This is a genomic window from Roseibium aggregatum, from assembly GCF_014692675.1.
GTDB lineage: Bacteria > Pseudomonadota > Alphaproteobacteria > Rhizobiales > Stappiaceae > Roseibium > Roseibium aggregatum_C.
Genome location: NZ_JABFCZ010000017.1, coordinates 126483 through 147339, shown reverse-complemented (window position 1 = coordinate 147339; position 20857 = coordinate 126483). Strand labels below are relative to the sequence as shown.

Below are 20857 nucleotides of genomic sequence, written 5' to 3'. Positions count from 1 at the left end.
GGCGATGACCAACCGTGTCCGGGGGCCCGGAACTGTCCGGGATTTAGCGAAATCCCTGTCCGGGAATTACCGAAACGCGTGTCCGGGAATTACTGAAATCTGTGTCCGGGGATTACCGAAACCCGCAGTCTAGATGCAAAGGCAACACGATCAGCCATATGAGAGGCCTCAAAGAGATGAAAAACCGGATTTCATCGGCGTCGCTTTCCATAAACCTTATCCTAATAATCAACATAGCCGAATGATCATTAACCGCTCACGTCATCCTCTACCTAAATCTGGCGAGTGACAGACGGCTGGTGCTTCTTTCATGATTGCCTTCTAACCGGGAGGCTGAAGCGATGGCCCCAGACAAAGCGAAACAGCAAGGCGGTCGGCCGGAAAGACTCACAAACGAACATGGCAGACAACCGAAGCGCAGACTTCATGTGGGGGTCGGCCGAGCGATGGCCCATCACGGCGAACTTTTGCAAGGTGTGTTTGAAGGTGAGGAGGGACGTCTGCATCGTGGACTGGTTACATTGCCGATGCCGGATTGGCAGTCCCTCGTCACGTTTTGGCCGAAAGGGGAAGGTGGCATCGGTTCCCGGCCGACGAATCGAACGAAGGCCGCACGAGCGGCGGCATTGGCACTTGCATACCTAGGCTATGACGACGCGAGCGGCGATCTTACCGTAGAAAGCGATATTCCAGTTGGCCATGGCTATGGCTCGTCAACTGCTGATGTTATTGCCGCAATCCGAGCGGTCGCTGCAGCGACGGGCGCCACGTTGCGTCGCTCAACGGTTTCTCGATTGGCCACCGAGGCAGAAGGGGCGAGCGATGCTATTGCCTATGGAGACCAAGCCGTCTTGTTCTCCCATCGAGAGGGACGGATCCTCGAGCATTTCGGGGGAGAATTTCCGCCATTTATAGTGGTCGGCTTCCAGACACAAGGTTCTGCGATCAACACGCTCGATCTGCCACGTGCACGGTATGACCCTCGGGAAATCGAGTTGTTTCGTACGCTCCGCGGTCTTACCTATCGTGCCGTGAGGCTGCAAGACCCAAAGTTGATGGGACAAGTCGCCTCCGCAAGTGCGCGTATCAATCAGCACCATCTGGCCAAGAGCAAGTTCACGGCATTTGTGACATTAGCTGAGGACTATGACGCCTGCGGTGTTCAAGTAGCCCATAGCGGGTCGTTGCTGGGGGTACTGTTTGACGCCAATGAACGTGGCGTTGTGACACGCGCCGCCGCCCTTGCCGGGAAAATAAAGGCGGTCGGTGTCCAAGGGGTCAGGCTGTTCTCCGTCAATGCCGACGGTAGCTTAGCAGAGGATTACCGCAATGAGCGATAGAAGTGACCTTCTCGCGGCCCTCGAAATGCCGCGGCTCGCGCGCCTGGCGCCCAATCTTTTTGCTGCATGCTTTCCTCTGATGAAGCTCTTGCCGGCCCGGTACATGCTCGATTGCGCCCAGGCAGATGGTAGACTGCGACCCCACGGTTCGATTGCGGAAACAACTTCGGGCACATTCGGGCTCGCGCTCGCCATGCTGGCGGCGATGCGTGGTTTCAAGTTGACTCTGATAAGTGCCGAAAGCTTGATCGACGAGCGACTAAGGCGTCGCCTGGGCGATCTCGGCGCCACCATCCAGATAGTCGACGACCCCGAAGGTTCGGGTGCGCAGCGCGAGCGGCTTGCCCGGCTTCAGACAATTCTCAATGAGCACTACGAGACGTTCTGGCCGCGGCAATACGACAATCCCGACAATCAGCTGGCCTATGGGAGACTTGCCGAATGGATCACCCGCAATATCGGCAGCATCGACTGTCTGGTCGGATGTGTCGGTTCCGGCGGATCTCTGTGCGGAACCGGTACCTTTTTGAGGGACGTATTTTCCGGTCTCTTCTTGATTGCAGTCGATACCCAGCACAGCGTATTATTCGGCCAGAGAGCCGGCAGACGACTTCTGCGTGGGCTTGGCAATTCGATTTTGCCGCGCAATCTCGAACATCAAATGATCGACGAAGTGCACTGGGTTGGTGCGCTTCCGGCTTTCGCCTTTACCCGGAAGCTCCATCGGGAGAATGCGTTGTTCATGGGGCCGACAAGCGGTGCGGCGGCCTTGGTGGCGCATTGGTATGCAAGGAATAATCCTGATGCGGTAACAGTCGTAATCCTTCCCGACGAAGGCTTTCGATATCAAGATACCGTCTTCAACGACGATTGGCTTGCCGGCGTCGACGGTTGGCCGTTGGCAGATGTCAACGGCCCTGTGACCTTGTCCAGGATAGAACCTGCGGGAGAAGAATTCTGGTCACGGATGTCCTGGCAGCGACGTTCCCTTGCAGAAGTGCCCAATGCAGACGTTGGAGCCTAGTATCTAGCCCTCTGTTTCATATTTTGTTCCAGTGGCCCGATCAGGCCAAAAGACCGTTCCTATCAAGCTGGATGCATGACGCGCTTCAAGAAGTCCTGAGTTCGCCCATGCTTCGGATCTCGCAGGACCTCTTGCGCCGAACCGCGTTCGACAATTTTTCCGCCATCCAGGAAAAGGACTTGGTCGGCAACCTCGCGCGCGAACTGAATCTCATGGGTGACGATGAGCATTGTCATATGCTCCCCGGCAAGTGCCCGCATCACCTGTAACACTTCGCCCACCATTTCAGGGTCGAGCGCGGATGTGGGCTCGTCAAACAGAATGGCTTCGGGACGCATGGCGAGCGCCCTGGCAATGGCCACACGTTGCTGTTGGCCTCCAGAAAGCGAACCGGGAAAAGCATGCATCTTTTCAGCAAGGCCGACACGATCGAGCAGTTCCATCGCGCGTTCACAAACCTCTTTCCTGTTCTCTTTCAAGACATAGAGAGGACCTTCCATGACATTTTCCAATGCTGTGCGATGGGGAAAAAGATTGAACCGCTGAAACACCATCGTGACCCGTGCGCAGATTGAATGGATATCCCGGGATGTCGCATCCACAACCGTGCCGTCAATGCTGATTGAGCCGCGTTGATAACTCTCCAGTCCGTTGACACAGCGCAAAAGGGTCGACTTGCCGGAGCCGGATGGGCCGATCAGACACCCCACCTCGCCTTTTCGGATTTCCGCGTCGATTCCTTTCAGCACTTCAATGGTGCCGAAGGATTTATGGACGTTATTGAAGACGATCATCCTCCAACTCCCATCGTGGTCTCAAGGCGACGCATCAGCAAATTGAGCGGTATGGTCAGACATAGATAAAGAAACGCCACAAGTGTGAAAACGGTCATGTTGTCGAACGTGGACGAGGCAAGCATCTTGCCCTGCATGGTGAGATCGGTGACCGAGATGACCGATACCAGAGACGAATCCTTGAGCAGCAAGATGATGTTGTTGCCATAAGGCGGCAGGACAATCCTGAAGGCCTGTGGCAGAACGACTCGACGCATCATCAATGGCCGTCTCATGCCAATGGAGCGCGCTGCCTCGATTTGGCCCTTGTCAATCGCCTCGATGCCGGCCCTGAAGGTCTCGCTGAGATAGCAGGAATGGGCAAGCGCAAGACCGAGTACACCGGATTGGAAAGCGGTGAGATTGACGCCGATTTCCGGCGCGACGAAGTAGATATAAAACAGGAGAACAAGCAGCGGGATACCGCGCACGAATTCGACGAAAAACCGGGTTGGCACTACCAGCAGGTTGACGCTGGATGTTCTGAATAAGGCCCAAAGGAGACCAATGTTGGTCGCGAGACAAAGGGCAAGGAGAGTGACGAGGACCGTCAGCCAAAGACCTTGTAGCAAAAAAGGGAGGTAACTCTCCGAACGAGAGAGAAATTCACTCATTACAGGCCTCCTTCTTGCGCGGGGATGCCCGATTGCCCCCATGGTCGGCAAAGCGATCGTGATTGGCGTTCATCGTCATTTTCAGCCCCTGTCAAATCAGCGCTACTCAAAGCCCGTACCGGGCAAAGATTTTTGCAAGCTCACCATTTTCTTTGAACTTGGCGATAGAAGCCTCGAGTCGTTTGCTCAGTTCAGGATTGTCCTTAGCGACGGCCAGGGACACTTGGCCTCTATCTATGGGTTGGTAATCTTCAACCATGCGCACGCCCAGGGCCGAATTTTGCGAGAGCTGATAAGCAACGATCGGTTGATCGCCGAAACCTGCCTTGATACGGCCGAGTTTGACGTCGCGCATGATGTCGGCGATGGAGTCGTAGAGCTTGACTTGCCGAAAAATACCAAGACCTTGAAGGGAATGGGCGAAGGTCGAGCCAATCTGCGCACCGACCACCTCGCCCTTCAGGTCCCCTATCTTATAATTGAGCGGGTCGTTTGCGGCGACGAACATGGTTTCGCCGAAGGCATAGACCGGTGTGCTGAAATTGACGATTTTCTTGCGTTCGTCCTTCACGAACATTCCGGCGGAAATCAGGTCGATCTTGCCACTCTTCAGAGCCGGGATCAGGGCAGGAAATGCCATGATTTCAAATTGCGCCTTTAAGGCATTGTCATGGGCAATCGCTTTGGCAAGATCAACCATCGCACCGGTCGGTTGTTGAGTCACCGTGTCGACAAAGGTGAACGGGACACCGGTGGTGGTGACCCCGATCGTGATCGTTTCCTGAGCCAACGCATCAGTCACGAGAGCGAATACTGCCATCAAGGAGAGGAACACCCTTGCAATGACTTGTGGCGTTCCGCGTCTTTTGAGCGATCCGGACGGCCGTCTCCTCATCGCAAAAGCAGGGTCAACGGTTTCGAGCAGGTTTTGCCCTTGCGGGCAACGGTTGGCTGCGTTGAGGGAAGCCGCGCAACGGCGCGACCGCTTGGTAAGGTCGATATGCATATTCCTCTCCATTTTTATATCATTCAATCCATGGTTCAAACCGGTTCAAATGCCCGAGGGGTGATAGACTTCTCGCGCCCTATGGCCTCCCAGGCTTCAGGTACGGAGTGATAAGTGGGCAGTGGGTCATGCGAAGAAAGTGAGCGATCGACATCCTTGAGACCGCTTGCCGTCGCAATCGCCACGACACGGTCGTTTGCCGCAATCACGTTCCGGCGCCTCAGCATCGCTATAGCCGCAAGCGGTGTCACAGATGCAAGCTCGGCAAAAATACCTTCGCGTTCAGCAAGGCGTTCCTGCAGCCGAATTAATCCTTCATTGCTAATCGGCACGGCCAGGCCATCCGACTGCCTGAGTGCAATCAGCGCCTGAAACGTGCTGCGGGTGGCGCCGATCGAAATGGCAAGAGACGCAAACTCAGCTTTCATGTCGGGTATGCCATCGCCAGTCCCAGCAAGAGCAGCTGTCAGCGAACCGTGAACTTCGGCGGCAACAAGTCGCGGCAGACGAGCGATTGCGCGCTGCTCATAGAGACCTTTGAAACCTTGCCACAGGCCGGCTAACGCGTCGCCATAGCAGACCGGTAGAACGCACCAGTCAGGCACATTTCCTCCCATCTGTTCGACGATTTCGTAAGCGAGTGTCTTGTAGCCCTCGATGCCGACCGGATGGCTGCCGACGACCGGAGCGCGGAAGGGAGAGGTCGCGAACCAGCCGTGAAGCTCCACCCCCTCAGCGATAAAGTCCCAGCGATCGGTTTTGTTGGCAAAGGGCACGACGGTTGCGCCCGTCTTGCGGATCTGAGCAAGCATCGGTCCGGCAGCGCCGGCAAATGTGGCAACGATGCATGTCAGTCCGGCCCGGCTCGCGTAGGCGGCAAGCGAGGCGCCTGCATTGCCTGAGGAGGCGGTGGCCACGATCCTTGCGCCTTGCATGCGTGCGACGGAAACTGCGACCGAAGAAAACCGGTCCTTATGTGACCAGGTCGGGTTGTGGCTCTCATTCTTGATCCAGAGACGCGAAAGGCCGAGTTCAGCGCCTATGGCAGGTGCTTCGAGGAGCGGCGTCAAACCCTCTCCCAGTGAAACAGCAAACTCTACAGGGCACGGGAGGCAGTCCGAATAACGCCATAGCGAGGGCAAAGATTTGCAACCGGCCGCATCCGCCACGTTATGTTCGATAACCCTCAGATTGGCAGGCGTCTCGTCTCGACAAGCCGGGCACCCACGCGAGTCGATGGCAATATCTGACGGGTAACAGCATCCGCAACGGACGCAGGCATAGCCATTGAGCATGGTCATGGCGTCACCATGAAAAGATCGCCGTCGGATGTCATGAGAGTTTCGACGCCATCCGGCCGCACCACAACCATGTCCTCGACCTGCAAACCCCAGCGGCCGAGCTCGTAATAAGGCGTTTCGACGCACAGTACCATTCCGGCTTCAAAAACCTCGTCGCTCGTCGCTGTGAGGTTCGGTGCGTCATAGCCGTCAATACCGATGCCGTGGCCGACATGATTGCGCCGGTAGTGGCTGATGCCTTCCCGGCGGACGGTCTCAACTGTGGCTTGAAAGACGTCCGCCACCCGTACGCCCGGTTTGATCAACTCATATGCGCTTTCCACGCCGGCGAGCAGAGCTCGGTGATATTGGCGGACTTCCCTGTTTGGTTCGCCAAATGTGGCGATGCGGGCAATGTCCGCACGATAGTGCCGGTAGCGTCCGCCAACGTCGAAACGGATCACGTCTCCTCTTGTCAGCTTTCGACCGGAGGGCTGAACATTCATCAGGGCGCTTCTCTCGCCGAAGCCAATGCATCCCAGCACGGGAAATGCGTCGTCCTGCACCGTCTGGGCGTGGAAAGCGCGCGCGAGCTCGAGCTCGCTTGCGCCTTCTAAAGCGACAGCAAGAGCGGCTTCGATTGAACGCTCGGTAATCTCTGCGATCCTGGCCAGCCGGGCGATCTCTTCATCTGTTTTGACCGCACGCACAGCGCGGAACAGGCCCGCGGCCGGAAGCAGTTCGGCATTGGGAAGACGCTCCTGAAGGGCTTCGAACTGTCCGGGCATCAACCCGATTTCGTCGATACCGATGCGGGCGCGACCGAGCCCCGTATCCATTAAACCCGCCGTCAACGCGGTGAGTGCATCGTCATGGACGGGAGCCTTTTGCAGGTCGATAAGCCGTCGACTGACCGAATCCATTGCGTCGAGCGCCGCTCCATCAACATTAAAGGTCCCATAGCGGCGCACGCGGTTGACCCAGATCCTCTGATCGGCGACCAAATCGAGTGTTGCCGTGCTGGTGATGATTTCCACTTCGTCTTTGCCGGAAGCTGGCCAGATGACATAGGCCTGAGGGCCGCGGCGAATCCATTGAGGCAGAGCCCAAAAACCGCTCGTATAGGTGACGTTTTCCGGCGCAGTCGCGACAATTGCATCAAATTCAGCCTCCGCCATCAGGAGGTGAAGACGCTCTTCGTTGAGGAGGGCGCTGCTAGAGAACATGAAGATGATCCTTTTCTTCTCGCGCATTGCCTTCGGCGAAACCCAGTCCTGTTGAAATCCGGAGAGCGGCAGCCAATACTCTTTCTCCGACTTCGGCAATTTCGAGCTGCGGGCCGACCGAGCGCGGATAGGCGACACTGATTGCTGCGATCACCTTGCCGGTGGCATCGCGCACCGGCGCTCCGACCGAAATGACACCAAGAATGTTTTCGTCGAGCGAAGTCGTGTAGCCGATAGGACGTGCCGCTTGGATCTGGCTGATCAACTGGCCGGGATCTGTCACCGTCCGCGGCGTTAATTTATCAAGCGGCGCCTCACCAAGCACATCACCAATCGACTCATCGGATAGTCCGGTGAGAAGTGCCTTTCCGAGGGCCGTCGAATGTAGTGCCATCGTTTCGCCTGGCGAGGAGCGGATGACGACCGGACTGCGGCTTTGGATCGCAAGCAGATAGAGAGCCACAGCATTGCGACGTACCCCGAGAAATGCATTGAAGCTGTTTTCGGATGCCAGTGTCTGTAGTTCGGGTTCGGCAATACCGATCAACCGATCCTTACGAAGCACGTGCTGGGCAAGCACCAGAACACCGTGACCGATGCGATAACGCCGTGTGTCTTCCGCCTGCTCGACATAGCCATGATCGGCAAGCGTGTTCAGAAGTCTCTGGATGGCTGGTGCACTCAACTCCAGCCGCCGGGCGATTTCACGCACCCCCAGGGGCTCATCGGAGTCCTTCAGTGCTTTTAGTACGGACAACCCTCTCTCAAGGGAAAGACTGCCTGACATAAAACGTTCCTTTTTTCGGAATATTGTTCCATATTTTGATATTCAACCGGAAAAGCTTGTGTGATGTCAAGTGCGAATGTTCACTATAGTGTGTCGCTCTAAAGTGTACGTCGTGATGACCATGCAGGTATGGACGTTCGCGTGGTTGTCGGTCTCAACGTGCAGCGCCTAAGGCGCGAGCGCGATATTTCCCAAGAGGATTTGTCGCTGCGCTCCGGTTGTACGCGCGGTTATTTGAGCGGCATCGAGAACGGACGCCGAAATCCGACCATTCTGTTTCTGGCAAGTCTTGCTCAGGTGCTTGGGACCGACATTTTAGAATTTTTCGTCAAGCCGATGAAGGCAAAAGCTCATGGCAACCCTGACAAGGGAGATCGGGCAGACGCATCGGTCGTGACGTTTGGTAAGTCAGCAAACAAAAGGAAATCGGCACGCCGATCGACAAGATAAGCTAAGCCTAGTTCGATCTGACAGGTGGAATGCGTTAGTGTCTGTCGGGTGGCGGACGCCGGATCAGCCATTCAACGTCGACCTGCAAAGCGAGGGCGATCGCTTCAAGTGTGTCGACCGTTGGCGAATTTTCCTCGCGCTCAAGCTTGCCAATATAATTCCGATCAACACTGGCGAGGTCGGCCAATTGTTCCTGGCTCATGCCGGACGCCTGACGTAGAAGCCTTAAATTTCGCGCAACGATTGATCTCAACCTCATGTATTGAGACAGCCAGGGTGCCGCGCCTATCTCCACCTACTATAATAATCATTCGTATGTTGCTGTCTTGTTGGCTGGCTTGCGTCAAGATAAAGTTGTATTGCAAAATTCATGCATTTATAGGTTGAGTTTCCCTGCGATGTCGCCGATGAATCAAAGCGATCTCCTTAATCTGATTGAGCTGGTCAAAGTGTTCGAAATAGCGGCCAGTCATGACGAAATCCTTGCAACGCTTTATTCGCAGCTTAAGCAATTCGGTTTTTTCGCATATCTGATCACCAATTTGCCTTTGCCGCGGGAAATGCTCCTGCACGAACATATACTCGCCAATGGATGGCCGGCCGAATGGTATGCCCATTACAATGCCGCTGGACTCTATCGTCACGATCCGTGTGCCGCCCTTTGCCGTAACACTGCGCATCCCTTTTTATGGAGCGATATCGGTAAGGAGGGCTTGGAGATTTCCGCCCAACGGGTGATGGATGAGGCCGCCGAGTTCGGCCTTCGTCAGGGGATTTGCGTGCCCATTCACGTACCCTTTGCCCTGCCTGCTGTGATCACCGTCTCTGGGGAAACGATGGAACTCGAACCAGCGGTTCGGCAAATCGTTCAGATCCTCGCGCGCCAGGCACTTGAAGCAGTTTTGCGAACCCAATCTGACAGGCACCATTCCCAAAAGCCGCTTTTGTCTGAGCGGGAGCGAGAGGTCTTGCGTTGGGTGGCCGATGGCAAGACGTCTTGGGAAGTGTCTCGCATCCTTTCCATCTCCCAACACACGGTACTCACCCATCAACGCAACGCCAAGCAGAAGCTCGAGGCCGTAAACAACGTTCATGCGGTTGTCAAAGCGATCCTGAGGCAGGAAATCCATCCCTGATCAATCGCCAAATTTCGGGATAGCGGGCAAAAACTTCCTTGGTCAAGGTATTTGAAAAGGCCGGGAGGTATCTCATGTTTCAGATTCATATCGTCGATCGTTCGAACCAATGCGATTATCAGATCCATCTCGAACAGCATTTCCGGTTGCGGCACAAGATCTACGTTGATGAGCGCGGCTGGCATGATCTTGCCCGCCCTGATGGTCGCGAGGTCGATGAATTCGATACCGAGGATGCCACCTATCTGCTTGCTATCACTCCAGGCGAAGGAGTTGTGGCGGGATCCCGGCTTCTCCCCAGTCTCAAGCCCCATTTGATGAGTGAGGTGTTTCCTCAACTGGCGCCGTCTGGGGTGCCGAAAGCTGACGACATCTACGAATGGACACGTATATTCGTTGTATCAGCGCTGCGTGAACCGGGTTATCCGTGTGTCGCGGCCGGAGCAGTCTATTGCGGCATCCTTGAATACTGCCTTCGGCACCGGATACGTCACCTCTCGATCGTTTGCGAAACCTATTGGTTTGATCGCCTGGCGCGGCTCGGATGGAATCCTCGATCGCTTGGGCCATCACTAGTGCACCGCGAAGAAACCATCATAGGTCTCATCGTTGATATGAGCCCAGCCGCTCTTGAAACCACACGCCGGGCATATGCCATCGACGGTTCCGTTCTGTGGTGGAAATCAATATCGGAGTCGGAAGGAGAGGAAGCAGCTCAACTCCGCGCCGAAACCTGCAACGGGTTATCGCAGGCGAGAGGATAAAGCAACATGTCAAGAGTAGGCGAAGACATTCTTTTTGAATGCTGGCAAAATAGAGCTCATTACCAATGCCTTCTTACTCTCGACCGTGCCGACTGGGCCTGGGAATTTTTGCGGAGGCATCCTGACTGTCCGCGTATTTTGGCAGACCCTGCATCCCGCAAGCTCTTGCGCTCTGCGCCGCCACTTAGTCTTGTTACGCAGAAAACAGCACCTAACCAAGCTTTGGCTTGGGGGGTTCGATTTTGCCGATAGACCATCGGCACCGGCCCGCTCCTTTTCGGTTTTCTGGCACGGCGATTACCTCGCCAATATTTTGCCGGTTGAGGCATTACCTGCCCAAGTCGTAGGTGACGGCGACGCCTTTGATCTTCTGAGCGTGCCTCATCCGGTCACCATCCTGCGTTCGCTTGACGGTGAACATGTTCTTATCAGCGACGGTCCACGTTCTCTGCGCTTTGATGTCGTTGCGGGCAGCCTATTGTCCGGCCCTGTCCACCTCGTTTATCGCCTTTCTGGCTTTACAGACATCGAGGCGAAAATCATGACGCTGCGCCGCCTTCTGGCGTTGGAGCGGCTCGGCCGCCTGCCTGTTTCGCTATTTCCCCCGGAACGTAAGGCATGTCGGTGGGCCATGATGCTGCAAGCTCATGACGGCATGCAGGCAGGGGCTAGTCAACGTGAAATCGCCATCGCGCTTTTCGGCGAAGATCGCGTGAGCAACGACTGGCAAGCCGACTATTTGAGAAGCCGCATTCAACGCCTTATCCGCTCTGCCGAAAAAATGATCCTTGGTGGCGGCTATCGGACCCTCTTGCAATAGTTTGTCCTATACGGTTGATCCTCGCCATTGGGTGCCTCATCATCTAAAAAGGAAACCTAAATCGTAAATTCTAAGTAATAGATTTAGTTTCAAGCCTGACATCGCGAGCCTTAATCGATGAATGCCCTGTCTTATCTGAATGCGCCGATCTGGCTCCTGGGTGTTTTCGGGTCGGAAAAATCCTATCGGAAGAACCCCATCATCGGCAGCCCGAAGCTGAATCGCTGGGGCCTGCACCGGAAACGGGTGCAGGTGGCCGCCGCCCTTGCCGCCTCCAGGCGCCGGAGACTGGCCTCGTCCGTGCCTGACGAGGAGCGCCGGTTTTTCGATGAAAACGGTTATTTCCTCGTCCGCGATTTTCTGCCCGACGATCTTTACAAAGCCCTGACGGAAGAAGTCACAAGAGGACCGTTCGAGGCCCGGGAGATGCGCCAGGGTCAGACAGTGACCCGCATGACGCCCCTGCCGCCGAACGTGCTCGGCGTCAATCCGGCGCTGGCAAAAACCGTTCGCGATCCGCGTGCCCGGGCGATGATCCACTACGCGGCTTCCCAGGGCGGCCAGCCGCAGATGTTCCTGCAGACGGTGATCGCCGAACCTCAGCGCGGCAAGAAGGATCCGCAGACGGATGTCCATTCCGACACTTTCCACGCCACGTCGAAGGCCTGGCTGTTTCTGCAGGATGTCGGGGAGGAGGACGGGCCGTTCTGTTTCGTCCCCGGGTCGCACAAGGTCACCCCGGAACGCCTCGAATGGGAGTATCAGTGCTCGCTGACGGCCAGCACCGATGCGCGCAACCACCATGCCAGCGGCTCGTTCCGTATTACGCCTGAAGAACTGGACGCGCTCGGCCTGCCGCAGCCGGTGAGGATGGCGGTGCCTGCGAACACGCTGATCGTGGCCGATACCTTTGCCTTCCACGGCCGCACGCCCTCTGATCGGCCGACCACACGGGCGGAGGTTCACTGGCACATGCGCCGCAATCCATTCCTGCCCTGGACCGGCCTCGACCCCTTGAGCCTGCCCGGTATCCGCGAGCGCGAGCTGAAGCTTCACCTTGCCTATTCGGACCTGCGGGAAAAGTACTTCAAAAAGGGTAACGTCTGGCGGCCGGTCGGACCTGTGGAACTCCGGTCGGAGCCGCATATCTAATTGAAATATGTTCAGGACGGGTCTGGTTTCCAGCGGGAATCAAAAGAACCGATGAACATCGACCTTGCGCAGTTCGGAATCCAAATCGCGTTGGTCGAGCGGGCCGGAGTATTTGGAATTGGCATTACTGTCAGGTGATTGCTATATCCGAACGGTAGCCGGTGGCCTGATTTAGAGATTTTTGTTATTCGGCAGCCGTAGCTCTCCGAGCATGTACCACTGCCGGATGTTCCCAAGCACCAGTGGTTCGAATATCGCGTTGAATTTCAAGATGGTATCGGGCAGGGGGTAGGGCGTATCCGAAGCCGGCTGTTTAGGGACAGGCGGCAGGATGTGGAGCCGGAAACGGGCGCCTTTTTCCCGGGTCAGGTAGAGCGGAACCAGGGTTCCGCCCGAAGCGTTGGCAAGCTTGACGGCGACGACCGCGTTGCCCTTGTCCGGCGGCTTGCGCCCAAACAGGGGTAGGTGGATCTGGTTGTCCCGCACTTCGTCGATGAAGATCGTCATCGAGGCGGCCCCGCCGCCGGTGAGCAGCCGGTGCAGGCGATAGGCGCTGCGCTGGCCGGGAGGAAACAGATACTGGTTTCGCCGCTTGCGGGAATTGTAGACGATCCGGTTGGTGAACCGGTTCGGTTCCGGCTGGAACGGGCCGATGTTCGGCGGGGCAAGCCCCAGTTGGACGGCGGCGAAGATCGCTTCCCAGGTTGCCAGATGCATGGAGACGAAGATCAGCGGCCCGCCGGATGCGCGCGCGGCGTCGAGGTTTTCCATTCCTTCGATCGTGATCCGCCCCTCGGGCCAGAAGCGGTTGACAGAGGAAAACTCGGCGATGGTTTGGCCGATGTTGCGCCACCAGGCCTTCACGCTGGCTTCGTGGTGCGTTTCCGTATCGCACAGGTCGGGCGCGAGCGTTTTCAGGTTCCGGGCAATACGCCGGGCGAATTTCCGGTCCCTGAAGCGCCAATAGGCGAAGGGGCTGAGCGCGGCGCCGATCCCTGACGTTACCTCGCAGGGCGTAAACCGCAGAAGCTCGTGGAAGGCCCGGTTGACGGTTCCCTGAAGCGGGTGGCGCAGCCAGTAGCGGCGCGCCGACTGGTTCCGCTCCGGGTCGCGGGCAAGGAGATCGCGAACGGGCGGGGCGGACGGTTCGTCCGGATAGGTTTCCTCAAAGGGAACTGCATCGAGTGACAGTCGCGGGCGTCCCGGCTTCCGTGGTGTGCCACCGGGCAATGGCGCCATCTCAGGGTTTGCGCGTATGCACGGTCATCGGCAGCTTGTCGCCAGGGCGCAGGGTGAGGCGGCAGACCGGCTGGACATCCGTGCCGGGGACGAGCCTCAGATCGAAATCCCGTGCCAGGATCGCCAGGCTCAGGATCGCCTCGGTCAGGCCGAACTGCAGCCCCGCGCATATCCTCGGACCGATGCTGAAGGGGACATAGCCGTATTTGTTCGGCTTCTTGGAATCATTGCCGAGAAACCGTTCCGGCCAGAAGGCATCCGGCTTGTCCCACAGTACCGGATTGCGGTGCATAAGCCAAGGCACGACCATGACCAGGGAGCCCTTGGCGATCCGCTTGCCGCTGATTTCGGTATCGTCCATCGCTTCGCGGGCGAGGATCGGCACCGGCGGATACAGGCGCAATGCTTCTTCAATCACCGCCCGGGTGTAAGGCAGGTTGGCCACGTCCTTGAAGCCGGGCGTTCGGTCACCCAGCGTCAGGACGACCTCCTTGCGAAGCCTTCTGGCGACGCGCGGCGACTGGGAGAGAAGGTACCAGGTCCATGCCAGCGTGTTGGCCGTGGTTTCGTGGCCGGCCATGAAGATCACCGCCGCCTCGTTGCGGATTGCATCCCGCGACAGGGGATTGCCGTCCTCGTCGCGGGCCTCCAGCAGCCCGCCGATGACCGAGGCTTCACCGGCTTCCTTCTGGGCTTGGTAGCTGTCGATGATTTCATCGAGGACGCTCAGGATGCGCTCCTTGGACTTCCTGATCGCGCTACCCCGGAAGCGAGGCAGCCATTCCGGCAAGCCGAGCATGGAGATCAGGTCGACCTGGTCGATGTATTTCTGGTAGTCGGAAAAGCCCTGGACCACCTCGCTGGCGTAGTTCTTGCCGAGCTGGCGGCCGAAGATCGTCCGGCAGATGATCTCCGCCGTCAGGTGCGCCATTTCCGCCAGCGCGTCGATTTGCGCGCCGTTTTCCAGAGCAGCCCATTCGGCGCGCTTTTCCAGGATCGTGTCGACCATGATCGGGGCAAAGCCCGGCACGCGGGACCCGTGGATGATCGGGGCAACCACCTTGCGCCGCTTCGCCCAGGTGTCCGTATCGCTGACGAACAGGCCGTCGCCCAGGAGCGGCTCCAGGGCGTGACGCATCTGCGGGCTCTTGCGCTGCAAGGTCTCGTGATTGGCCTGGAAGGCTTCGCGAACCACGTCCGGCCGGTTGCAGACGACGAGTTCGCGGGTGAACACCTTGCGGCTTCTCAGCCGGCCGCGGAAATCCTCCACGCCCCAGATGGCGAGGAAATTCTTCTTCGCCATGCCGATCAGCTTCCAGACCGGAGGCATGGTCTCATGCCGGAACGGGTAGGGCGGTATGAAGTCTTCCGTAGGGGCCTTTTCGTTCACGGGATCGGCGACGGTCACACCCGGTTCCTTCCTATACAGACGAGCTTCATTATCTAGTCAATGTTGCTAACCCTAATTTCTCACACTCCTATGCCCTATTTTGATCGAAGTCTCAATGCTATGAACAAGACTCACACTGATCAGCACTGGATTTGCCGAAAGCTGATTGGCTTCTCGGCCGTGTTCTCAGCTTACAGAGCTGCTTTGAAGTTGCCTCATCTTTAAGCTGGCAGAATGTTTCCGATGGGCTCCAGCAGCTCAATTTTCGAGTCGCACTGCAACGATTGGCAAAACGGCGCTTTGTTGGGTGCGTTCTGTTGCCGCCTTGCAGCGCTGATTGGCAAGCAAAACAGCAATCAGTGCCGCCACCCGCAAGATCGCTGACTGTTTCTATAAACTATTACATTTCGGTACAGGTAACCAAGATCCGGGCGCCGCAGGCTGTGACGAGCGGCGTCGAAACTGTATATTGGCTAGCTTCAGTTGCGGCCCATGTGTGATGCAAAATGAATTAGGCGTTCGTTGCCGAGCATCACCGCCCGTCTTTGTTACCGGCGATGTCTCGTTACCGACACCCCTGACTTTCGTCCAACCAAATGCGAAAATTGTAGTCAACCCATTCCAAGCTTCAGCCGCAGCCTCGTGCCGACAAGGCTGCCCATGAAGCCGAACAGCAGCCACAGCCAGCCGTGCAGGGACCCGGAGACCAGGCCGCCGAGATAGGCGCCGATGTTGCAGCCATAGGCAAGGCGGGCGCCGTAGCCCATGAGAAGGCCGCCGGCAATCGCGGTCAGCAGGTCGCGTTGCGACAGTTGCCGGACGGGGGCGAATTTACCGGCTAGGGCCGCTGCCGCCATGGCGCCCAGAATGACGCCGAAATTCATCACCGAGGTCATGTCGCTCAGCAGGGAGCCCTCCAGGGCGCCTTTCTGCCAGGACCAGTAGGGCCAGGTATCCACCGGAATTCCGAGCGCATAAAAGACCTTGGCGCCCCAAAGCGCGAAGCCGGAGGTGATGCCCCAGGGCCGGCCGACCACGACGAAGGTCAGGATGCAGACCACGGCCAGCAGAAGCGCGCCCAGCATCGACGACCAGGGACCGGTCAACAGGGCATCCGTCTTGCGCGCCGGCAGGACCCGGCCATGGGCCTTGCGTTCGATCCGGATCGTCAGAAGGGCGATCGCCCCGAGCACCAGGGCCGTGATCGCGAAGGCACCGAGCGGACCGAAATCCTGAACCAGGGAATAGGACGGCAGCTTCGGCAGCTTGCCCCACAGATGCATGTGGGCAGTCGCCAGGACGGAGCCGAGGATAAAGGTCGCGAGCACCACCATCATCCGGGTCGAGCCGCCGCCTGCCGTAAACAGCGTTCCGGAGGCACAGCCGCCGCCGATCTGCATGCCGAGGCCGAACATGAACGCCCCGATCGCGGCCGCATAGCCGAAGGGAAACACGAAGCCCCCGGTCGGCAGGCCGAAGTCCTTGCCCCAAGCAATCAGGGGAAAGGAAACCGCGGACACCAGCAGGATCAGCACGAACTGCGCCCGAAGCCCGGTGCCCCGCCGCTCGGTCACCAGATGGCGCCAGGCGGCGGTAAAGCCGAAGCTGGCGTGGTAAAGCGCAAGTCCCGCCAGGCCGCCGATCAATGTCGCCAGCGCATGCCGGGGGCCAGCCGCCAGAAACGCACCGTAACTGACTAGAGCCAGGGCGCTGAGGGCGACGAACAGGACCGTCCTTTGGGACGTGGAAACGGATATAGTCTGCATACCTGATGACCTAGGATTTTCCGCTCCGCGCGACAAGAAACGGCTTTCTCTCGCGGAAGGAATTCGCAGCATGATTTTCTAACGAGACCGGATAACGCGGTTTTCGCACACGCGGCCAACACCTTTTTGTGTGTTGCAGTTCAACGCCCGACTGCGGTTCCTTTCGTATTGCACAATTTTTTCGAGGCGCCGCCGATGCCGTGGCGCGAGCCCCACAGCCTTAGGTGCCGGCACCCGTGCCGGTAGACCAGAGCGATCGAAACGAAGGGCAGCCAATGCGTCTGACAGACCAGTTCGGGTACGAGATCACCCTTGAAGACAAGGAAGCGCTGGCCGCATGGACATCCACGGTCAACGCCTTTCTTGCTCATGGCGCGACGACGGCAGGCCATCTTCAGGATGCGCTCGAGCGGGACCCGGACTTTGCGCTCGGCCATGGTGCCCGCGGCCTGTTCTGCCTGCTGCTTGCCCGGCGCGAGCTTTACGAGGCCGCCGAAGACGCCTGGAAAACCGCCGTTACCGCTGCAAGGACCCGGCCGGTCACGCCGCGCGAAGCCGTCGTCATCGCGGCCCTGCGCGCATGGCTCGATGGCTGGCCGTCCCATTCGGCCGACCTTCTGGACGAGGCGCTGGCAAAGACGCCACGCGATGCCCTGCTGGTGAAGCTTTCCCAGGCCATCCGCTTCATCCTGGGCGATGCAAACGGCATGCGCGCCTCCATCGAGCGGGTTATGCCGGACTACGATGAAGAGCACCCCTCCTACGGCTTCGTGCTCGGCTGCCGCTCCTTCGCGCTGGAGGAAACCGGCTCCTACCGCGAGGCGGAGGCCGTGGGCCGCAGGGGCCTGGAATTCTGCAGCAATGATGCCTGGGGGCTGCATGCGGTTGCCCATGTGCACGACATGACCGGCCGGTCCGAGGAAGGCATCGGCTGGCTTGAAAGCCGGCCCGACGGCTGGGCCCACTGCAACAATTTCGGCTATCACGTGTGGTGGCACCTGGCGCTGATGTATCTGGACCGGGGCGAAATCGACAAGGTCCTCGACCTTTACGACCGGAAGATCCGTCAGGACCATACCGACGATTTCCGGGATATCTCCAACGGCACATCGCTGCTGATGCGGCTCGAACTGGAAGGCGTCAATGTCGGCGGGCGCTGGGAGGAACTGGCCGCCCTTTCCGACCGGCGTGCCGAAGACGGCTGCAATGTCTTTGCCGACCTGCACTATCTGCTCGCGCTCCTCAGCGGCGGGCGGCGCATGGGCACCGAACGCCTGATTGCCGATCTGCGCCGGCGCACAAAAGAGGAAGGCGACCTGCAGCGGATTTCGACCGAGGCCGGACTTCCCGCAGCGATGGGCCTGGAGCAGTATCGGAAGGGAAATTACGCCTCCGCCTTCACCATGCTGTCCTCGGCCCGCGAGGCAATGCCGACGATCGGCGGATCCCATGCCCAGCGCGATGTTTTCGAACGGATGACCATCGATGCGGCCATCCGCGCAGGCCTTGCGGAAGACGCGGAAAAACTATTGAAAGACCGCACCAGCAAGCGCGGCGGCCTCGACCGGTTCGCCGAACAGCGGCTGGAGGTTTGCGACCGGATGCAGCGCGCGTCTCTTGTAATGCAGAATGAACGCTTGCGCGCGACGCCGGCGTGACGACAATCCCGGTTTAGACACAAAGCCTCTTTAGAGCGAGTTGCATTTAAATTGCCCCCATAGGGGCTCAGGAATACTGATATCGTGAACGCCCAGACGACCGTTGCAAAAAGACCGAGAGATCCCCGCCTGGATTTTTACCGGGGGATCGGCATGTTCATCATCTATATCGCCCACGTCCCCTGGAACTGGTGGACACTGTGGATCCCGGCGCGCTTCGGATTTTCCGATGCGACGGAAATCTTCGTCTTCTGCTCAGGGATGGCGTCGGCGCTGGCCTTCGGCAAGGTGTTCGAGACCCACGGCTGGGGCATGGGCGCTGCCCGGATCGTCTACAGGATGTGGCAGGTCTACTGGGCGCATATCGGCCAGTTCTTCATCATTGCCGTCAGCCTGGTCGCGCTGCATGAGAGCGGATTCCTGAAATCCTGCTGCGGCCTGACCGAGGATTATGTGGGATCGCTCAATCTCTGGCACCTTTTCGACAATTCGCGGGTCACGCTGCCGGGCCTGTTCAGCCTGACATGGGTGCCGAACTATTTCGATATCCTGCCGATGTATATCGTGATCCTGGGCCTGATACCGGTGATGATGTTCGTTGCGCGCTATTCGGTGCCGGCGGCCTTCGCCTGCTCCATCGGCCTGTGGCTTCTGGCGAATTTCGGCTTTCTCAGCCTGCCGGCGGAACCTTGGTCGGACCGGCCGTGGTTCTTCAATCCGTTCGCCTGGCAGCTTGTGTTCTTTACCGGCTTTGCGTTCATGCGCGGCTGGCTTCCCGCCCCGCCGGTGAACCGCGGGCTGGTTGCCCTTGCGATCGCGATTCTGCTGGTCACGTTGCCGTTCGCCTACTTCCGCATTCATCTGAACGTGCAATGGGTCGACGACGTCCGCAATTCGATCGAGCCCTTCTGGAGAAAGACCGAATTCGGCCTGTTCCGGTATATCCATTTCCTGGCGCTCGCCTATCTCGCCTGGCTGGCAGCCGGCGAACACGGCCGCCGCCTTTACGGCCACGGCCGGAAATGGGGGGCCTTCGTGCGTGTCGTGCAGAAGGTCGGCCAGCAGTCGCTTGCCGTCTTCATGGCAAGCCTTGTGATCGCCCAGACGGCGGGTATTTTGCGCGACATGGTCTGGGGCCGGGGCGAGCTGATCCCGCAGGTCCTGTCCAACCTCCTGGGCTTCATGGCCCTGATTGCCGTCGCCTATACGGTGTCCTGGTTCAAGGGCCAGCCCTGGCGCAAACCTCCGGCAAAGCTGCAAAAGCCGGAACGGCAGGACAGACCCGCGCCGCAAGCCGGCGAAGAGAACCAGGAACAGGCAAGCCGGCAGGCCGAGACAGTCTGAGCTTGATGACAAACCCCAATTTCGTCATCCGGACGAAGCGCCAGCGGCGAGCCACGGTCTTTGTCGGATCCACTCGATAGAAATCGTCAGGCTCTGCCTCCCCGGCCCCGGGTCTCACTGCGTTCGCCCGGGGTGACGATGGAGGGGGAATTCTGTTTTCCAAACGAAAACACCGGCCCTGAGGCCGGTGTCTTTCATGTCGGGCTCATGCCTGAGACTTCAGTGCAAGCTGACCATTTCCAGTTCCTGCTCGAAGGCATTGGCGATCGCCGCTTCACGGTTTTCGGCAAGCAGGATCGGGGTGCCGTCGGCATTCAACAGAGCCCAGAGGCTGGCATTGCCCTCAAGCGGCGGCATTCCAGGAAACAGGCTTTCCAGCTCGGCCGGCTGCATTTTGCGGACATAGGCCAGGGTTCCGTTTCCGAGGTCCGACAGCGCATCCTTGCTGATGTCGAACGTCGTATCGTCGCGATCGGGGGTATTGGGGTCGTGCATCAGATACTCTCCATTTTCCTTATCCGGCGAACGGGTCATTCGCCGTTGGAGATTTCGATTTTCCGGATAACGCGTTCCGGTTCCGGGCGCGCAAGATCGATCGACAGAAGACCGTCCTTCAGGTCGGCCCCGAGGATCTCGATGCCCTCGGCCAGGACAAAGGCACGCTGGAACTGGCGCGCGGCAATGCCGCGGTGCAGATACTGGCGCGACTTGTCGTCCACCTGACGGCCGCGGATGACCAGCTGGCTTTCCTCAACCGACACATCGAGCTGCTCGCGGGTAAACCCGGCCACAGCCAGAGTAATTCGGATGACGTCACCCTGATCTTCGGTCTTGGGCAACCGCTCGATATTGTAGGGCGGATAGCCGTCATTGGCGGCTTTCGAAACCCGGTCGAGCACCCGCTCTATGTCATCGAACCCGAGCAAGAACGGGCTGGAAAACGCCGACATACGTGTCATCGTCAAAGTCCTTTTAAAGCGACCTTGCACCCGGACCCTGTACCAGGCATCCGGACGGGGTGGGTCTCA

Annotated in this window: 22 protein-coding genes; 10 read left to right on the top strand and 12 right to left on the bottom strand. The window is 58.5% G+C overall.

From position 1 onward, the window contains the following. Positions 1–446 precede the first annotated feature (446 nt). Positions 447–1340, top strand: coding sequence for a kinase (locus HK439_RS16230; protein ID WP_235987945.1), 894 nt, complete (start codon positions 447–449; stop codon positions 1338–1340). Beyond that, on the top strand, positions 1330–2364 hold the full coding sequence (locus tag HK439_RS16225; RefSeq protein ID WP_190292569.1) for a PLP-dependent cysteine synthase family protein: 1035 nt from the start codon (positions 1330–1332) through the stop codon (positions 2362–2364). Before HK439_RS16230 ends, HK439_RS16225 begins: the two co-directional genes overlap by 11 nt. A 62-nt stretch (positions 2365–2426) precedes the next feature. Here the strand turns inward: HK439_RS16225 and HK439_RS16220 are convergent, their stop codons facing one another. The 6 genes from HK439_RS16220 to HK439_RS16195 form a co-directional block, all read right to left on the bottom strand. Beyond that, positions 2427–3158 (bottom strand): amino acid ABC transporter ATP-binding protein, encoded by a 732-nt coding sequence (locus HK439_RS16220; protein WP_190292568.1) that lies wholly within the window; start codon positions 3156–3158, stop codon positions 2427–2429. Next, positions 3155–3811, bottom strand: coding sequence for an amino acid ABC transporter permease (locus tag HK439_RS16215; protein WP_190292567.1), 657 nt, complete (start codon positions 3809–3811; stop codon positions 3155–3157). Before HK439_RS16215 ends, HK439_RS16220 begins: the two co-directional genes overlap by 4 nt. Before the next feature lie 106 nt (positions 3812–3917). Then, on the bottom strand, positions 3918–4817 hold the full coding sequence (locus tag HK439_RS16210) for an ABC transporter substrate-binding protein (protein ID WP_209011871.1): 900 nt from the start codon (positions 4815–4817) through the stop codon (positions 3918–3920). A 35-nt stretch (positions 4818–4852) separates the two neighbouring features. Continuing rightward, positions 4853–6118, bottom strand: coding sequence for a threonine synthase (locus HK439_RS16205; protein ID WP_190292566.1), 1266 nt, complete (start codon positions 6116–6118; stop codon positions 4853–4855). Next, complete coding sequence (locus tag HK439_RS16200; RefSeq protein ID WP_235987942.1) at positions 6115–7350, bottom strand: M24 family metallopeptidase; 1236 nt, start codon at positions 7348–7350, stop codon at positions 6115–6117. The genes HK439_RS16205 and HK439_RS16200 overlap by 4 nt, the downstream gene beginning before the upstream one ends. Continuing rightward, positions 7313–8110, bottom strand: coding sequence for an IclR family transcriptional regulator (locus tag HK439_RS16195; protein ID WP_190292565.1), 798 nt, complete (start codon positions 8108–8110; stop codon positions 7313–7315). Before HK439_RS16195 ends, HK439_RS16200 begins: the two co-directional genes overlap by 38 nt. Positions 8111–8251: 141 nt before the next feature. On the opposite strand from HK439_RS16195, the gene HK439_RS16190 reads away from it, so the two are divergent. Further along, positions 8252–8560, top strand: a complete 309-nt coding sequence (locus HK439_RS16190) for a helix-turn-helix transcriptional regulator (RefSeq protein WP_328804180.1) — start codon at positions 8252–8254, stop codon at positions 8558–8560. A 34-nt stretch (positions 8561–8594) separates the two neighbouring features. Here HK439_RS16190 and HK439_RS16185 read toward each other — a convergent pair whose 3' ends face one another. Beyond that, on the bottom strand, positions 8595–8819 hold the full coding sequence (locus HK439_RS16185; RefSeq protein WP_190292563.1) for a helix-turn-helix domain-containing protein: 225 nt from the start codon (positions 8817–8819) through the stop codon (positions 8595–8597). A 139-nt stretch (positions 8820–8958) separates the two neighbouring features. On the opposite strand from HK439_RS16185, the gene HK439_RS16180 reads away from it, so the two are divergent. The 5 genes from HK439_RS16180 to HK439_RS16165 all read left to right on the top strand — a co-directional run bounded on the left by HK439_RS16180 (position 8959) and on the right by HK439_RS16165 (position 12432). Further along, a complete protein-coding gene (locus HK439_RS16180; RefSeq protein WP_190292562.1) occupies positions 8959–9696 on the top strand; it encodes a LuxR family transcriptional regulator in 738 nt (245 codons plus the stop codon). Positions 9697–9770: 74 nt separating this feature from the next. Next, positions 9771–10460: an acyl-homoserine-lactone synthase gene (locus HK439_RS16175; RefSeq protein WP_190292561.1), complete on the top strand. Its 690-nt coding sequence runs from the start codon at positions 9771–9773 to the stop codon at positions 10458–10460. A gap of 6 nt (positions 10461–10466) precedes the next feature. Beyond that, positions 10467–10712, top strand: a complete 246-nt coding sequence (locus HK439_RS27375; protein WP_419247591.1) for a transcriptional regulator domain-containing protein — start codon at positions 10467–10469, stop codon at positions 10710–10712. A 289-nt stretch (positions 10713–11001) separates the two neighbouring features. Further along, positions 11002–11280 (top strand): DUF2285 domain-containing protein, encoded by a 279-nt coding sequence (locus HK439_RS27370; protein ID WP_419247593.1) that lies wholly within the window; start codon positions 11002–11004, stop codon positions 11278–11280. Positions 11281–11397: 117 nt separating this feature from the next. Then, entirely contained in the window at positions 11398–12432 is a 1035-nt protein-coding gene (locus HK439_RS16165) for a phytanoyl-CoA dioxygenase family protein (protein WP_190292559.1), read from the top strand. 171 nt (positions 12433–12603) lie between these two features. Here HK439_RS16165 and HK439_RS16160 read toward each other — a convergent pair whose 3' ends face one another. The 3 genes from HK439_RS16160 to HK439_RS16150 form a co-directional block, all read right to left on the bottom strand. Then, complete coding sequence (locus HK439_RS16160) at positions 12604–13671, bottom strand: lysophospholipid acyltransferase family protein (RefSeq protein ID WP_190292558.1); 1068 nt, start codon at positions 13669–13671, stop codon at positions 12604–12606. Between the two features lies 1 nt (position 13672). After that, entirely contained in the window at positions 13673–15079 is a 1407-nt protein-coding gene (locus HK439_RS16155) for a cytochrome P450 (protein ID WP_209011870.1), read from the bottom strand. A gap of 593 nt (positions 15080–15672) precedes the next feature. Continuing rightward, positions 15673–16827 carry a YeeE/YedE family protein gene (locus HK439_RS16150; RefSeq protein ID WP_190292557.1) on the bottom strand — a complete coding sequence of 385 codons (1155 nt, stop codon included), beginning with the start codon at positions 16825–16827 and terminating at the stop codon, positions 15673–15675. A 275-nt stretch (positions 16828–17102) separates the two neighbouring features. On the opposite strand from HK439_RS16150, the gene HK439_RS16145 reads away from it, so the two are divergent. Both HK439_RS16145 and HK439_RS16140 read left to right on the top strand, forming a co-directional pair. Then, on the top strand, positions 17103–18485 hold the full coding sequence (locus HK439_RS16145) for a tetratricopeptide repeat protein (protein ID WP_190292556.1): 1383 nt from the start codon (positions 17103–17105) through the stop codon (positions 18483–18485). 129 nt (positions 18486–18614) lie between these two features. Next, positions 18615–19829, top strand: a complete 1215-nt coding sequence (locus HK439_RS16140; protein WP_268956921.1) for an OpgC domain-containing protein — start codon at positions 18615–18617, stop codon at positions 19827–19829. A 219-nt stretch (positions 19830–20048) separates the two neighbouring features. On the opposite strand, the gene HK439_RS16135 is transcribed toward HK439_RS16140, so the two are convergent. Next, entirely contained in the window at positions 20049–20324 is a 276-nt protein-coding gene (locus tag HK439_RS16135) for a DUF1150 family protein (RefSeq protein WP_190292554.1), read from the bottom strand. A 35-nt stretch (positions 20325–20359) separates the two neighbouring features. Beyond that, positions 20360–20788, bottom strand: coding sequence for an Hsp20 family protein (locus HK439_RS16130; RefSeq protein ID WP_190292553.1), 429 nt, complete (start codon positions 20786–20788; stop codon positions 20360–20362). Positions 20789–20857: the final 69 nt, after the last annotated feature.